The 15647-nt window shown below is 64.2% G+C and carries 11 protein-coding genes; 4 read left to right on the forward strand and 7 right to left on the reverse strand.

What is annotated here, in order from left to right; translation table 11 throughout:
• Window positions 1–16: 16 nt before the first annotated feature.
• The 6 genes from IM701_RS01790 to IM701_RS01815 form a co-directional block, all read right to left on the reverse strand.
• Window positions 17–1009: a DUF4402 domain-containing protein gene (locus IM701_RS01790; protein WP_193827602.1), complete on the reverse strand. Its 993-nt coding sequence runs from the start codon at window positions 1007–1009 to the stop codon at window positions 17–19.
• Window positions 1009–3750, reverse strand: a complete 2742-nt coding sequence (locus tag IM701_RS01795; protein ID WP_193827603.1) for a hypothetical protein — start codon at window positions 3748–3750, stop codon at window positions 1009–1011. The genes IM701_RS01790 and IM701_RS01795 overlap by 1 nt, the downstream gene beginning before the upstream one ends.
• A gap of 1 nt (window position 3751) precedes the next feature.
• On the reverse strand, window positions 3752–4657 hold the full coding sequence (locus IM701_RS01800; RefSeq protein WP_193827604.1) for a molecular chaperone: 906 nt from the start codon (window positions 4655–4657) through the stop codon (window positions 3752–3754).
• A gap of 13 nt (window positions 4658–4670) precedes the next feature.
• Complete coding sequence (locus tag IM701_RS01805) at window positions 4671–5105, reverse strand: hypothetical protein (RefSeq protein ID WP_193827605.1); 435 nt, start codon at window positions 5103–5105, stop codon at window positions 4671–4673.
• 81 nt (window positions 5106–5186) lie between these two features.
• Window positions 5187–5714, reverse strand: a complete 528-nt coding sequence (locus tag IM701_RS01810; protein WP_039336289.1) for a DUF4402 domain-containing protein — start codon at window positions 5712–5714, stop codon at window positions 5187–5189.
• Between the two features lie 557 nt (window positions 5715–6271).
• A complete protein-coding gene (locus tag IM701_RS01815) occupies window positions 6272–6547 on the reverse strand; it encodes an HU family DNA-binding protein (RefSeq protein ID WP_039336287.1) in 276 nt (91 codons plus the stop codon).
• Window positions 6548–6904: 357 nt separating this feature from the next.
• On the opposite strand from IM701_RS01815, the gene IM701_RS01820 reads away from it, so the two are divergent.
• From IM701_RS01820 to IM701_RS01835, 4 genes are all read left to right on the forward strand, one after another.
• Window positions 6905–8083 carry an efflux RND transporter periplasmic adaptor subunit gene (locus IM701_RS01820; RefSeq protein ID WP_230487760.1) on the forward strand — a complete coding sequence of 393 codons (1179 nt, stop codon included), beginning with the start codon at window positions 6905–6907 and terminating at the stop codon, window positions 8081–8083.
• A 6-nt stretch (window positions 8084–8089) separates the two neighbouring features.
• On the forward strand, window positions 8090–11227 hold the full coding sequence (locus tag IM701_RS01825; RefSeq protein ID WP_193827607.1) for an efflux RND transporter permease subunit: 3138 nt from the start codon (window positions 8090–8092) through the stop codon (window positions 11225–11227).
• On the forward strand, window positions 11224–12624 hold the full coding sequence (locus IM701_RS01830; protein WP_193827608.1) for an efflux transporter outer membrane subunit: 1401 nt from the start codon (window positions 11224–11226) through the stop codon (window positions 12622–12624). Before IM701_RS01825 ends, IM701_RS01830 begins: the two co-directional genes overlap by 4 nt.
• Before the next feature lie 73 nt (window positions 12625–12697).
• Window positions 12698–13471 (forward strand): SDR family NAD(P)-dependent oxidoreductase, encoded by a 774-nt coding sequence (locus tag IM701_RS01835; RefSeq protein ID WP_193827609.1) that lies wholly within the window; start codon window positions 12698–12700, stop codon window positions 13469–13471.
• A gap of 23 nt (window positions 13472–13494) precedes the next feature.
• Here IM701_RS01835 and IM701_RS01840 read toward each other — a convergent pair whose 3' ends face one another.
• Window positions 13495–15531: a protein-disulfide reductase DsbD gene (locus IM701_RS01840; RefSeq protein ID WP_193828310.1), complete on the reverse strand. Its 2037-nt coding sequence runs from the start codon at window positions 15529–15531 to the stop codon at window positions 13495–13497.
• Window positions 15532–15647: the final 116 nt, after the last annotated feature.

The raw sequence follows: 15647 nt of genomic DNA on the forward strand, positions 1-15647 counted from the left end.
GTGGTTGCTCGCCACGTCAGTTGTACTGCACCATCACCGTAACGGTCCCTGTCAGCGTGCCGAGCGCCGAGGAGCCACTGAGGGGCACGGAGCCACCGACACTGACATTCACCGTACCGGCCGAACCGGTTGAGCCGCTCAGCACCTGCGGGCCACCCCCGACATTGGTCAGTGTAGCCGTGACCGAGCCACCGCTACCCGATAGCGTCATCGTGGTCGGCACCGATACGGTGACCGCCTGACCGCCCTCGCCGCTTACGGTGAACTGGGCTGCTGTCGCCGCTGGCGCAGGGAAGCGGCGGACATTGGTTCCGCTGACCGAGACGACCCCATCGGGCGTCAGCGTGACCGCGCCGGAACCGCTCGTTGGACGTGTGACCGCGCCGAACTGCAGGTCCTGCGTCTTGGCAATGCTGACAGGGCGGATGACCTTGGCCAGGATGTTGCCGACAAGCGAATCCGATCCGCCGCCCGTCGCGCGCTGTGCGGTGATCAGGTAGGAACTTGTCGCGGTCCCTGTCGAATTGGCAGACTCGTTGCCGTCGACGGGAAGGTCGAAGCCGATCAGGAACGTGCGTGAAGATCTGCGAGGAATGGGTGCCAGATTGATCACGACATAGTTCCCCGCACTGTAAGCGGAGCTTACCGTTGCAGTGCCATTCGCAACGCTGATTGCGGTAATGTATCCGACGCGTCCTGTGGGGGATCCGGCCAGTGCCAGCGTCACCTGGACATTCGTCGCATTGCAGGCAAAAGTGTTGCTGCACGAAATCGTCACTTCGGCGTTTGCTGCCGTGTTCGACAGCCGCACCCCCGAACCGGAGGCAACCGTGACCGATCCGGACGAAGCGTTTGACCGGAACACCGTCTGCCCGGAGGCTGCGGAGACGACGTCGCCGAAGTTGGCGTCGGTGATCGCATCGACCGTGTAGGTCTGGGCATGCGCCACTGGAATCGGCACGAGTTGCAACAACAGGGTGCAGAGCGTGGTCAGCAACAAGCGGGTCATCAGCGTTTCACCATTTGCACGTGTTCGCTGAAGGCGACTTCACCGTTGACGTCAACGACACTCCCATCCGCTCCCACTGTCGCAAATATCGGTTCCTTCAGCCGCATGCCGAGGCGGGCAGCCTGGTCAGCGTCGATCTCGATTGCGTACTTGCCTGGCTTCACCCCGTCGAACACGACCGTGCCATCGAATTCGGTCATGCCGGATGCGGCATCGCCCTTGGGCGAAACAAGCCGCACTTTCACCGCCGAAAGGCCATTCAATGCCCCGTCCCGGCCACGGAAGCGGATGCGGGTGACCAACTCGGACGTCGGCACAAGCGGATAGTCGATCCGCGCAATTCCCCCTGAACGCGCAGCAAACGTGATGTTCTGTGGCGGAGGAGAAACAAATACGGTGTCGGTCCCCGAGATGTCGGTGCGCAGTGAAGTCATGTTGCCATCGCCGAGGCCAGTCACGAACGCCCGGCCCTGTCCATCCGTCACGGCCTTCAGTCCGCCACCCTGCACGACCACGCCGGGCACTGCTTCCTCACCCTCATCGCGCCGGCCGTTGGCATTGGCGTCGATGAAAGCCAGGAGCGCTGCGCTGGCCCCGTTGGCCGGGCCCGGCGGCGTCACGCGATAGCGGCCTTTGAGCGGGTCGCGTGCTATCCCGAAGTTGAGCTGTACGCCCACGCGCCAGCGGTTCTGGCTGGTGGACCAGTCGCCGCCCAGCGTCGCGGTCGCCATCGGCAAGCGCGCGGTCAGCCCTGCCTGCAGGGCCGTATCATGCCCGGAAAAATTGCGTGTCGCACCAAGGCGCAAACTGTACCGATCGCTAATTGCCCGGTCCGCGGCAAAACCCAGCGTTTCCAGCCGGGTGCCTGGCTTGATCCCGAAATCGGCAGTGGCGCGCAGTTGCCACTTGTAGTCGATCAGCCGCATCGCACCGAGATTGGCGTTGATGCGGGTGTCGGCGAAATTGCCCTGCGTGCGGTGGCTGTAGTCGGCGCCTATGGCGAACAGGGTCTGCCCCACGCTCGCGGTGGTGCGTGCCCGGGCCGAGAGGGTCTGGCTGCCGTCGACGAACTCGGCACGGTCGAACCGCCCAGAGACCGGCAGGCCAAGCGAGCCGGGCAGCGGTACCGCCAGGTCGAAGACGACTTCGCTGTAGCGGCGCATCGGGCGCGACGGATCGAAAGCGGTGTTGGCCTCATCGGCAAAGCCCCCGCCGTATTCGACATGGCGGCCAAGGAAGCTTACGCCGGCGATGCGTCCGGCAAGGCCCAGAGACATCGCCCGCCCGCCTGCGAAGTCGCTGGCAAGGTCGGTCTGCACGGCAAGACCGAGCAGCGAATGGCGCGCGCCAATCGAACCGATGACGTGTGAAGTGCCGCCGAAGTCGGTGAAGCGCGAAAGACCGGCCGCGACAGTCAGGTGTTCGCTTATGCCGTGGGCGATGTTGAAAGTGGCGCGCAGATCGCCCTTGCCCTTGGCAAAGCCGCTGAGGTTGGCATCAGACAGGTCGATCACGGTCCGGTCCTGCGAAACGATGCCGAGATCAACCGTCGTCTTGCCCGCCGCAAGCTGACCGCCTCCCACGTTGATCACGCGGGTGCGTTCGATGCGTTCTCCGCGCGGGCCATAGAGCACGACGCGCAGGGCGTTTCGGCCGCGCACCAGCGGGATGTCGTTGAATTCATAGCGTCCCTGCACGCCCGCACCGCGCTGGGCGGATCGCAGGATATCGTTGACGTAGAGCTCGGCATCATATCCCAGCGGCAGTTCTCCGCGCAGGTTGATGCGCTGGAACACGCTGGCCTCATCGATGCGCGACGATGAGAACGTGAAACCGGCCCCGCCAAGACTGCGTGCGCCGACGACCTGGGGGGGCGTGAAGACGTCGCCCAGCGCGGCAGACGTGCCGCCGAGCGAGCCGAGCAGTCGTCCGTCCTCGGACCGGCGCGTGAAGGCAAGGCGGGCCGAAACCGGGTCGCCGTGGTCGTCGGTGGCGATCCAGGCGTTGAAGCCTGCTTTCAGCAGATCGCCCGCCACACGGCCTTCAAAGCGCGTGACAGAGCGGCCACCGCCGTTGATGCCTTCGCTGTTGTAGCCAAGCTCGGTCGTGAAATCGAAAGCGGGGGGACCGATCCAGCGGTAGGGCGTTGCGACGCGCATGGCATCGTCCTGCGATTCCGGCTGCCCGGCAAGCCCTGCCATGCGGGCAAGGCGTTCGCGCTGGGCCTGCAAGGGCAGCTTTTCCGTGGCTTCGAGGGTGAGGATCATCTCGTCGGCAATCGACGTGATCTTCAGCGGCAGCAACTTGGCCACCAGCGAGGCCCGCAGGTAGATATCGGTTTCGGAGATCAAGCTGTCGGGCGGAATCAGCGCGACAACCTTGCCGCCAATAAGGGCCTGACCTGACCGCAGATCGATAGTGATGGGACGCTGGCTTTCGCCGATGCGGCCCGATGCAACGCCATTTGTAACGTCGATATCGAGCGGAAGTTCAAGCAGACGGGTGAGTTCACCGAGCGGCAGCAGCGGGTCTGTGGGGTCGCCGTACGCCGTCAGCGCCTCGCTGATGGTGGTGCCGTCAAGCTGCACGGAAAACAGCAGGAGGTCTTCGTTTGCAGCCTGCGTCGTGCCGAACGCAGACGCCCCGACCACCGGATCGGGGGCCTGCACGGGCGCAGCCGGTCCCGCTGGCGCGCTGCTGTTGGCAGCGGCCAGGGCCAGAATGGCCAGCGTCGCAGTCATGTCAGGGGGCGGTGTAGCTTCCGCTGGCGATCTCGACCGGCTTCTTGCCGTCGTCGGCGCTGTATGTGGCGGTTATCACTTCGCCTCGTTTCAGCGGGCGGAGCAAAGGCACGAGGGCCTGGCGTTCATCAGCTTCCGGGTAGACGGCAATACCCCGCGCCACGCCGACCACTTCCTTGGCCGTGCGCAGTTCGAGATTGCCGTAAAGCGAAGTCGTGCCCTTGCGCTGCAGGGTTACTGCAAGCGCAGGGCCATCGCGCGTGGCGGAAGGCGTTATTGCGCCAATTCCGCCGGTTGCATCGGGCGTGCCGCCCCGCACGATCAGCGGGATCGAGATGCCGAAGACGGACTGAATGCGAAGAACCAGCTCGCCCTTTTCGGCGACAGCAGCCTGTTCGGCAGTCAGCCCCGTATCGGCGGGGGGCACCGTGGTGACGGTCAGGTGCGTGCGATACTCCGCGGTCGTGGCGGTGTCGGCCAGGGTGGCGCGAACACGAACCGTCTTGCCTTGGCCCGGTGGCAGGATCAGGCGGCTGGGTGCGGCAAGCACGAAGGGTTTGGCGGAGCGCACTTTCGCGCCAAGACCTTCGGCACCACGCTCTGCAAGGCGGCTCACCGGCACGATCTCGCCAGAGGGCAGCATGGCGTTGTCGACCAGCGCCACATCAACCGTCACCGGCGTGGTGCCTTGGTTGAACACGTAGACCGCTTCGGTACGCTTGGTGGAATCGAAGATCACGCGGCGTGGCGTAATGTTGATATTGGCTGCGGCTGCCTGGACCGGGACGGTTACCTGGGCGTCTTGCGCCTTGGGCGCGGCGATCGGGAGCGGTGCCTGCTGGGCAGCCACCATTGCAGGCGCCAGCAAGGTCAGGAGGCCTGGCATCATCACGAGGTTGCGCTTCATGGCTCGATGACCTTCAGTTGAATTGTGCGAGGAACAGGATGGAGCTGTCGCCTGGAACAGTGCCGCGCTTAGAAACACTGCCGCGCATTGCGCCGCGCAGGCGTGCGTCCGACGCGGCCGGTTGCAGCAGGTCAATGCGGTAGACGCCGCTTGCCATGACCAGGACGCCGCTGGCGTCACGGGGCATGCCCTTCTTGCCTGGCTTGCGCGGTGACATCAGCACCGAGACCGAATCTCCCGCATCGCCATTGAGGAACACAGCGGAAACGGCATCGCTCAGGATGTCGAACGAGAACCCTGCGCCAACCGGCTCGAGGATGACCACGGTTGCTTCTGCCGATGCGGGTGCTGGTGCAGCGTGGGCAACCGCCGGCGAGGCCATGGTCGCGCAAGCGGCGAAAAGCGCTCCGGCGATTTGCCCGATGCGAACCTTCGATCCTGCGTCCATGGCTTGTCCCCCTCTCGCCGACGGTTGCCGTCTGCCTCGGGGAGGTGCCGCGCAGATGCGGCAACGCTCCCCGAAGTTCCATCACTGATAGGTGACAGTCACCGTGAAGTTGCCGGTGTAGGCGCCCGAAGCCTGTGTGTCAGGCAGGCTGAACGATCCGCCGACGTTGAGCGTGGCGGATCCTGCGGCTGCCAGGGCGCCAGAGAGGGTCACCGTGCTGCCGAAGTCGGGCAGCAACGTTACCGGGATGGTGTTGGTCCCGCTGGTCAGGGTGACCGTCGCCGGGATCGAGGTGGTGACCGATTGGCCTCCCTCGCCATCGACAGTGAACTGTGCGCGGCTGGTGGTGCTGGCAAGTGCGACGGCACCGCTGGCGGCGACAACGGAGTTGCCGGTGTTTGCCAGCGTGACCGTACCGGTTCCGCCGGTGCGCGGACGCACGATGCGGCCAAAGGCAAGGTCGCTGTTCTTGGTGATCGTCAGCGGTCGGACAATGGTGACCGACCCCGACGCAGTAGCACTGCTGGTATTTGCGGCAGTCTGGGCGAAGGCGGATCCTCCGGCCAGAAGCCCGGCGGCAATTGCCGCGCTGGCAAGCAACTTCTTCATCTCAATTCCCCTATCCAACACTCCGGAGCCACCGGAGTTGTCCCGAGAAGGATCGTGCCGGATGTCGCACAAACCTTTGCCGGCGAACTGGCCGGACAAGGGCGTTTCCTAGGTAGAGGGGCCTAAGTAATGGTTAATTTCCGCCCGCTTGGGGCGCAGTCATTGTCAACAGCCGTTTACCATGCTCATAGTGAAATATCGTTTATATTCATGTATATATGCCCGTTTCTGTCGAGAATTCGGGGCAAATTTAACATCATTTAATGTTAGAGGAAGGGGGCTGCGCTCTCGAGCCGTTAACTAAAGTTATTAATACCCACATCTCGGCCGCGAAGGGCGCTCGATAATTTACGGCAGGTATGTCTGGCCCCGGTGAAGGCGTGACCGATCGATGCGCGGGCGGGCGGATCGGGTTCAGTTCTGGAAGGGGATTCCGGTTCAACCGTCTGGACGGGATCCTGGCGAAATTGCCGGATGACCGGCACGGTGCTGCGGGATTGGCGCACCGTATGATGTGGACCCGGCGCCCACAAGTGCGGGCGCCGGTCCAGAACGGATCAGCCGTTCAGCTTGTCCTTGACGGCCTTGGCAGCCGAGAAGGTCAGCTTGTTGGAAGCTGCGATCTGGATGGTGGCGCCGGTCGAGGGGTTGCGGCCTTCGCGGGCCGGGGTGTTCTTGACCTTGAACTTGCCGAAGCCGTTCAGCGAGACTTCCTCGCCCTTCGCGGCTGCGTCGGCGATCGCGGCAAACACGCCGTCGACGACCTTGCGGGCGTCTGCCTTCGAAAGGCCGTGGCTTGCTGCGATGGTATCTGCGAGGTCGCTGTTGTTCATTGTCCTGATGTCCTCTGCTGGAAAGGGACGGCACGGCTAACGCAAGCAGAACCGCGAAAGCCATGGCCTGCGGCCGTCTTTCCACCGAATTTCGCGCGCTACCAGTGATTTTGCGGCGATTTTGGACTTGCACTGCGACGAATCGGAGATTTCGAGGAGGTCCAAGGCCAGTTGTAACTTTGTGTCGCAGCTTTTGCGCTTGCCCATCAAGGGACGTGCGCCAAGGCGGCAATCTGCTAGACACTGGTCGGAAACGCATCTCGCACTTGCAGCACGGATGGCGCCGCGCAGGGCGCGATTCGCAATTTTGCTGTGGCCGGTGCGATGGAACGATCGAGATTTCGAGAGAGACTGTCCTTGTCGTCGACCAATCGCTTTGTATTTGCCCTGCCTACCGTTGTTGCCTCGGCGCTGGCACTCTCGGCTTGCGGCTCCGCCGATGCCCAGAAGGAAAAGCCAACGCCGGTCGTCGGCGTCATGGTGGCAAGAGCCGAGCCGGTCGAACTCACGACCGAACTATCCGGGCGTACGGAAGCATCGGAGATTGCCGAAGTGCGACCGCAGGTGGCGGGGCTCGTTACCGCTCGGCTATTCCAGGAAGGCTCGTTCGTGCGGGCCGGCCAGCCGCTCTACCAGATCGATTCCCGGCTCTACGCCGCTAGCCAGGCTCAGGCCTCGGCGTCGCTTGCGGCTGCGCAGGCTACCGTCGAGGCCAACCGCCTCAAGGCCGAACGCTTTGCATTGCTTGCCCAACAGGGCGGCGTAAGCAAGCAGGAAGCAGCAGACGCACGCGCAGCCTACAATCAGTCACGCGCGGCAGTGGGGCAGGCGCGGGCAGCGCTTTCGTCGGCACAGGTCAATCTTGGCTTCACCCGCGTCACCTCGCCGATCAGCGGACGCATCGGCATTTCGATGGTGACGAAGGGGGCTCTGGTGACGAACGCCCAGGCTGCGCCCATGGCCAAAGTGCAGCGGCTCGATCCGATGTACGTCAACATCAAGCAGTCGGGGGCAGACTTCATCGCGCTGCGTCGCGCGATCGAAAGCGGCAAGCTCGTTGCCGGCGCGGCCCCCGTGACCGTGATCCTGCCCGACGGCAGCACCTATCCGGTTGCGGGCAAGCTCAATCCCGCCGACATCGACGTCGATCCCGAAACCGGTACAATCACCGTGCGCGCGGTCGTGCCCAATCCCAGAGGCGATCTGCTGCCCGGCCTGTTCGTCCGGGCCCGCGTCGGTCAGGGAACGGTGCCGAACGGCATACTCGTGCCCCAGGCCGCCGTCAGTCGCGATCCGCGTGGGCGGGCCAGTGTGCTTGTCGCGAATGCCAAGGACGAACTCGAAAAGCGCGACGTGGTCGCCGACAATCCGGTGGGACAGAACTGGCTCGTCACATCAGGACTGAAGCCAGGCGACAGGGTAGTCGTCGAGGGGCTGATCAATGCGCGCGAGGGACAGAAGGTCAAGGTGGTTCCGGCGGGTTCGAAGTCGAAGCCCGAGGGGGCAGCGGGCTCTGGCGCAAGCGGCGGGAACTGATCGCGGATGATTTCCCGTTTCTTCGCATACCGACCGATCTTCGCGTGGGTACTGGCCATCGTCATCATGGCGGCCGGCCTGCTGGCGCTGCGCACCATGGGCGTGGAGCAATATCCCGATATCGCGCCGCCGACGGTCTCGATCAACGCGACTTATGGCGGCGCCGATGCTTCGACGGTCGAGAACTCGGTCACCCAGGTGCTCGAGCAGCAGCTCAAGGGCCTCGACGGGATGCTCTACTTCAGCTCGACCTCGTCGAACGGGTCTGCCAGCATCACAGTCACGTTCGACAAGGGTACTGATCCCGATACCGCGCAGGTTCAGGTCCAGAACGCGATCTCGCGTGCGGTCAGCCGCCTGCCGGCCGTGGTCCAGCAGCAGGGCGTCAACGTCAACAAGGCGCAGTCCGATCAGCTCATGGTCGTGTCGATCTACGACAAGACGGGCCGCGCGACGAACTCCGACATCTCCGACTACCTGACCACGCACTTTCAGGATCCGATCTCGCGCGTGGAGGGCGTTGGCAGCACCAACATCTTCGGCGGATCCTTTGCCATGCGGGTCTGGCTTGATCCCTTGCGGCTGGCGGCGGTGCAACTGATGCCCTCGGACGTGACGGCTGCGTTGCAGGCCCAGAACACGCAAGTTGCAGCGGGCGAGATCGGCGCCAATCCTGCGCCCGAAGGCCAGCGGCTCAACGCCACGGTCACTGCACGCTCGCGCCTTGAGACGCCTGACCAGTTCAGGAACGTGGTCGTGAAGACCAATGTCGATGGCTCGGTGGTCAAGCTCAAGGACGTCGCCCGGGTGGAACTGGGCGAGGAAAGCTACGGTGCGCTTAGCCGGTTCAACGGCATGCCGGCCACCGGCCTGTCGATCAGCCTTGCCTCGGGCGCCAATGCCACCCGCACGGCCGATCTGGTCAAGGCCAAGGTTGAGGAACTCTCCGCCGATCTGCCCGAAGGCTATGCCGTTGCCTATCCGCGTGACAGCTCGATCTTCGTGAAGCTTTCGATCGAGGAAGTGGTCTGGTCCCTCTTCGAAGCCATCGCGCTGGTCGTGGTGGTGATGTTCGTGTTCCTGCAGAACTGGCGCGCCACGCTGATCCCGGCGATTGCCGTTCCGGTCGTTCTGCTGGGCACCTTCGGCGTGCTCTTCCTGTTTGGCTATACTATCAACACGTTGACGATGTTCGGCGTAGTTCTTGCCATCGGCCTGCTGGTGGATGACGCCATCGTTGTGGTCGAGAATGTCGAACGCGTGATGCACGAGGAGAAGCTTGGTCCGCTCGAGGCCACCGTCAAGTCGATGGAGGAGATCACCTCGGCGCTGATCGGGATCACGCTGGTCCTCACGGCTGTCTTCGTGCCCATGGCGTTCTTCGGGGGGTCGACCGGCGCCATCTACCGTCAGTTCTCCGTCACGATCGTTTCAGCCATGACGCTTTCGGTGCTCGTCGCGCTGGTGTTCACGCCTGCACTGTGCGCCACGCTGCTGAAGCCCGTGGCAGATCATGAAAAGCCCAAAGGCCGGTTCTTCCGCGCGTTCAATTCGGGTTATTCCGGTCTTGAAGAGCGTTATCGCAATCGGTTGGCCCGGATCGTGGGGCGCCCCCGCGCCTGGATGATCGCCTTCCTCGGCATCACCATCGCCATGGTCGCGCTCTATGTGCAGCTGCCAACCAGCTTCCTGCCCGACGAGGATCAGGGCAATATCTCGATCAGCTACCAATTGCCGGTGGGTTCGACCACGGAACAGACCCGCGCAGTCGCAACGGGCATATCGGATTACATTCGCAAGAGCGAGGCCGACAACATCAAGGCAGTCTTTGTCGTGATGGGGCGTGGGCAGTCGGGATCGGCGCAGAATGCGGGGCAAGGTTTCATCCTGCTCAAGGATTGGTCCGAGCGGAAGGGTGCGGACCGGTCCGCATCGGCCATAGCCGAACGCCTGAACGCCCATTTCCGTTCATCGCGCGAAGCGCAGATCTTCATACTCAATCCACCACCGATCCGCGGGCTGGGCAGCTCGTCGGGCTTTGAAATGTGGTTGCAGGATGCGTCCGGCGCGGGCCGCGAAGCGCTTACCGCTGCACGCCGACAGCTGACCAAGCTGGCTGGCGAGGACTCGCGCATGGCGCAAGTCCGGTTTAGCGGTCTGGAAGACACGCCGCAACTGAAGGTGGACATCGACGACGATGCGCTCACTGCCTTCCAGATCGCGCCTGCCAGCGCCAATTCGACGCTGTCGATCGCCTGGGGCGGCCTCTACGTGAACGACTTCGTCGATCGCGGCAGGGTCAAGCGTGTCTACGTGCAGGGCGATGCGCCCTATCGCGCCAAGCCGGCAGATCTTGGCCAGTGGTTCGTGCGCAGTGCCAACGGCGAGATGGCGCCATTCTCGGCCTTTGCATCGACCCGGTGGACGCAAGGACCGGTGCGCCTGGACCGCTTCAACGGCATCGCCGCGCAACAGCTTCAGGGAAGCGGGGCGCCGGGCGTGAGCTCGGGCGATGCGATGACGATCATGGAAGAGAACGTCGGCAAGCTCGAAGGAAACTTCACACCCGCATGGAGCGGCCTGTCCTATCAGGAGCGCGCGGCATCTAGCCAGTCGGGCCTGCTCTATGCAGCTTCGATCTTCTTCATCTTCCTGTGTCTTGCCGCGTTGTACGAAAGTTGGTCGGTGCCGGTAGCGGTTCTGCTGGTGATCCCGCTCGGGATTGTCGGCGCGGTGCTGGCGGTCACGCTGCGCGGGTTCGACAACGACATCTACTTCCAGGTGGCACTTCTGACGACGATCGGCCTGTCCGCCAAGAACGCGATCCTCATCGTGGAGTTTGCCGAGTTCGCCATGGCGCGCGGGGCAAGCGCGATCGACGCCGCGCTTGAAGGCGCGCGCCTGCGGCTGCGCCCGATCATCATGACCAGCGTGGCCTTCATCGCCGGCGTCATTCCGCTGGCGTTCGCAGATGGTGCGGGCGCCAACGGGCGGCAGGCGATCGGCACTGGCGTGATGGGCGGGATGATCTCGGCAACAGTGCTGGCGATCTTCCTGGTGCCGGTGTTCTTCGTCGTGGTGAAGGGCTGGGTAGACCGTCGCAAGAACAAGCGGCCGCCTCTTGCTGCAGGAGAAACGGCATGAAGCGGCAGATCGCATTCGCGGCCCTGCCTGCGCTGGCGCTGGGCGCATGCAATTTCGCGCCGAGATATGTGCAGCCCACGCCGCCGGTGCCGCAGTCCTTGCCCCAAGGCGGGGTCTATCCGGCATTGGCCGGAACCGAGACTGCCGCCGACGCGCTGGGCTGGCGGGAATTCTTCGTAGATCCCCGCCTGCAGCAGGTCATCGCCACGGCTCTTGCCGAGAACCGGAACCTGCGTGCCACTCTGGCCAACGTCGAACGGGCGAGGGCGCTCTATCGCGTGGATCGTGCGGCACTGTTCCCTATTGTCAACGCCACTGGCACGCTATCGGCGGTGCAGGGAACAGCGGGCCGGGTAACTGACAATTTCCTCGTCCAAGCCGGGACGAGCGCCTACGAGATCGACTTGTGGGGACGCTTGCGCAATCAGAGCCGCAGCTCGCTCGAGACCTATCTCGCCACCGAGGAAGGCCGCAAGGCGACGCAGATCGCACTGGTCGCCGAGGCGGCGAGCGCATGGCTGTCCTACGCTGCGACAGCCGACGCCTTGCGCATTGCCGAGGAAACCGTCGCTTCCCGGCGCAGCACGCTCGACGTGAACGTGCGGCGTGAAGCAAACGGCATCGGCACCAGGCTCGAAGTCGCCACGGCGACGACCGCGCTAAACAGCGCTGAGGCGGCCGTAGCAGACTTTCGCACCAGCCTTGCCCAAGCGCGCAATGCGCTCGACCTTATCGTGGGCAAGCCGCTCACCGATGACCTTCTGCCGACAACCCTGGGGGCGGGCGATCAAATACGCGATGCCTTGCCGGTCGGGCTTTCATCGGAAGTCCTGCTGCGCCGCCCCGACGTGCTTGCGGCCGAGCATGATCTCAAGGCCACTTATGCGGACATAGGCGCAGCCCGCGCTGCCTTCTTCCCGACCCTCTCGCTGACGGGCTTGTTCGGCTTTGCCAGTGCCGGGCTCACCAACATCTTCAACAGCGGAGAATTTCAGAAGACGGTAAACGGCTCGCTGCGGCAGCGCATCTTCGATGGGGGCGCTACGGCCAATAACCTTGCTGCGGCAAAGGCCTCGCGCGATGCAGCCCTTGCAACCTACGAACGCACCATCCAGACCGCGTTTCGCGAAGTGGCCGACGCCTTGGCCCGGCGCGGGACGATTGACGAGAGCATCCGTGCCCAGTCGTCGCTTGAGGCCAATGCGGCGACTGCCTATCGCATCAGCCAGTCGCGCTATGACGCTGGTGTCGCCAATTACCTCGAACCGCTTGACGCCCAGCGGACGCTCTACAGCGCTCGCCAGTCGCTGATATCGGCGCGGCTGACCAAGGCGGCGAACATGGTGGAACTTTACCGCGCGCTGGGTGGGGGACTGGTGGAAGTCACAAGGAAGTGACTGCCCCTGCGAAAAGCGGGTTGCCAGTTTTAACCACGCGCTTAAATGGTTCGAGCCACATCGGGAGAGAACCATGGAAGCCCCACGTTATTCGCTCGCAGGCCGCGTTGCGCTGATTACCGGGGCGTCATCGGGCCTCGGCGCACGCTTTGCCCGTCTTTACGCAGCCGCCGGCGCGTCGGTGGTCATCGGCGCGCGCAGGGTTGAGCGCGTGGCTGCTCTTGCCGACGAGATCAACGGCCAAGGCGGCAAGGCGCTGGCCGTTGCTCTTGACGTGACCGAGGAAGCCTCGATCATCGCGGCCTTCGATGCGGCCGAAGCCAGTGTCGGAGTTCCCGATGTCGTTGTCGCCAACGCCGGCATCGTCGAAGCGGGACGCTCGATCGACCTGCCTGCCGACGCGATGCGCCGGGTCGTCGATACCAACTTCAATGGCGTCTACCTGACAGCACGCGAAGGGGCGCGAAGGATGATCGCGGCCGGATCGAAGCAGTCCGAAAAGGGGCGCATCATCCTGACCGGATCAATCACCGCGCAGATGACCGCGCAGGGCGACAGCGCCTATGCGGCCACGAAGCTCGCCGTGCAGCACCTTGGCCGCCAACTTGCCCGCGAATGGGCACGGCTGGGAATCAACGTCAACGTGATCCAGCCCGGCTACATCCGCACCGAGATCGATGGCGAATGGTTCGATAGCGAAGGCGGCAAGGCACAGATCGCATCCTGGCCGAGGAAGCGGCTGACCGACATTTCGGCGCTGGACGACATGATGCTGTTCTTTGCTTCCGACGCCTCGCGGCAGGTCACCGGCACGTTCATTTCGGTTGACGACGGCCAGTCGCTCTGATGCTCAGGCGCTGGCCGCCGGCCTCAGCCAACAAGGCTGACCAGCAGGTCCTTGGTGAGGACTTGCGGCAGCTGTTGCGGCTCTCCGCCCCCATTGGGATACCACAGATACAGGGGCACGCCCGCCGCGCCGTGCTTTGCAAGGAAGCGCGTGATTGCCGGATCCCGCCGCGTCCAGTCTGCGCGCATCACCACCACGCCACGCATGCGGAAGGCCGCATCGGTCATGTCGGTCTGTATCGCAACCTTCTCGTTGACCTTGCAGGACAGGCACCAATCGGCGGTGAAATAGAGGAAAACCGGCAGGTTGTTGCGGCGTGCATCGGCGAGGGCAGCCTCGGAAAACGGCCGTGAACCGAGCAGGTCTTCCTCGACGCCTGCCACGGGTGCCGGTGGTGGAAGCCCCACCACTCCGCCGATCATGATCAGCGCACAAACTGCGGCCAGCGCGCCAATTGGCCTGCTCTTGCGCTGCGTGATCCCGATGGCGGCCAGCGCTGCCAGAAGGATCACCGCGATTGCCACGGCGACGGCCGCGTATTGCGCGCCCCCGATCCGCCAGGTGAGCCAACCCAGGCCGAGCGCCGTCAGTCCCATAGGCAGGGCCATGATGCGGCGGAAGCGCTCCATCCACTTGCCAGGCTTGGGCAGGAGGCGGCGCAGGGCAGGGACGAAGCCCAGCAGCAGGAACGGCAGCGCAAGACCAAGGCCAAGCGCCGCAAATACGCCGAGCGCTGCCCATGCCGGCAGGACCAGGGCGGCACCCATGGCTGCGGCCATGAACGGTCCGGTGCAGGGCGTGGCAACGAATGCGGCAAGCAGGCCGGTGCCGAATGCTCCCGAATGGCCTGCACCGCGTTCGACCGAAAGGCCGGGGAGTTCATAGAGGCCAGCAAAGTTGGCAGTGATCGCCACGGCCAGCAGCAGCAGCACCGCGACCACGCCCGGCTCCTGCAGCTGAAACGCCCAGCCGACCTCTTCGCCACCCGCGCGCAGGGCCAGCATCGCACCGCCGAGCATCAGGCAGGCCAGCACTACGCCTGCCGTGTAGGCCAGGCCTTCGCTCCGTGCATTCTGCGAATTGCCTCGGGCGAGGGCGAGGGCCTTGAGGCTGAGGATCGGAAACACGCAGGGCATGACGTTGAGGATCAGGCCGCCCAGGAATGCGCCGAACAAGGCGAACGCCAGCGTCGATGCGGTGAAGGCCCCTTCGCCGCCGACTTCATCACCCCCCGTTGGCACGGCTCCCGGGACCGAAGCGAAGGCGATGCCGCCTGCATCCTTGCCCATCGCCAGCACACCTTCGATCCTTTCGGACGGAGCGGGTGACTTGGCCAGCGGAACTTCCACCACCAGCGTATCGCCGTTGCGGAAAAAGCGCTGGGCGGCGGCATAGTCGATGACGCGCTCGGTCTTCAGGAAAAGATGGGGTGCATCGAGCGGCGCCGAGGCGGGAAAGGGCAAGGCAAGGCGCAGGACCTTGCCGGTCAGCGTGAACGTGCCCGGACGGTCGAGCGGGGCAGGCATCGCTGCGCGCCAGCCCTCGAAGCGCTTGTCCCCCGGGCCACTTCCGACGGTAACTGTGCCCTGCAACTCGGCGCGTTCGGGCACGCAGATCTCATTGGTGCAGACCAGCCATTGCGCCTTGACCGAGATCGGCAGGATCGTGCCCGGCTTTGCATCGGCGGGCAGTTTGAGCGGCACCAGCACGGCATAGTCGTGCTCGTACACGTGGTTCATCAGTCCCTGGATGACCAGGGTCTGCGGCACCGGAAATTCCATCGCTCCGGTGCTTGCGCCCTTGGGCAGGGTCCAGTCGAGCGTCAGTCCATAGCCGGCATCACCCGGGTTCGACCAATAGCCGTGCCACCCCTTTTCGGGCTGCATCAGCAGGGCAAGGGTGACCGTGCCGCCGGGCTGCGCCGGACCTTCGGCAATCAGGCTGGCGCGCATGTGGTTGGGTGCTGCTTGCGCGGGCGCGAAGACCATCAGCAATAGCGCTGTCACAAACATCGCTATTGTGCGCAAGGTCTTGATCCCGGCCAGTTCGCGTATCGGCATCACGGCGTTACCGGTTCCATCTGGCCCCTTGAACGGGAGCGCTTGGCGGGCCATGCGTAGCGCTCTTGGGCGTCCTACGGCTGGCCTTCCTTCGAGTCCAGTGTACGTGCCCACAG

It is taken from the genome of Novosphingobium sp. ES2-1, from assembly GCF_015169775.1.
GTDB lineage: Bacteria > Pseudomonadota > Alphaproteobacteria > Sphingomonadales > Sphingomonadaceae > Novosphingobium > Novosphingobium subterraneum.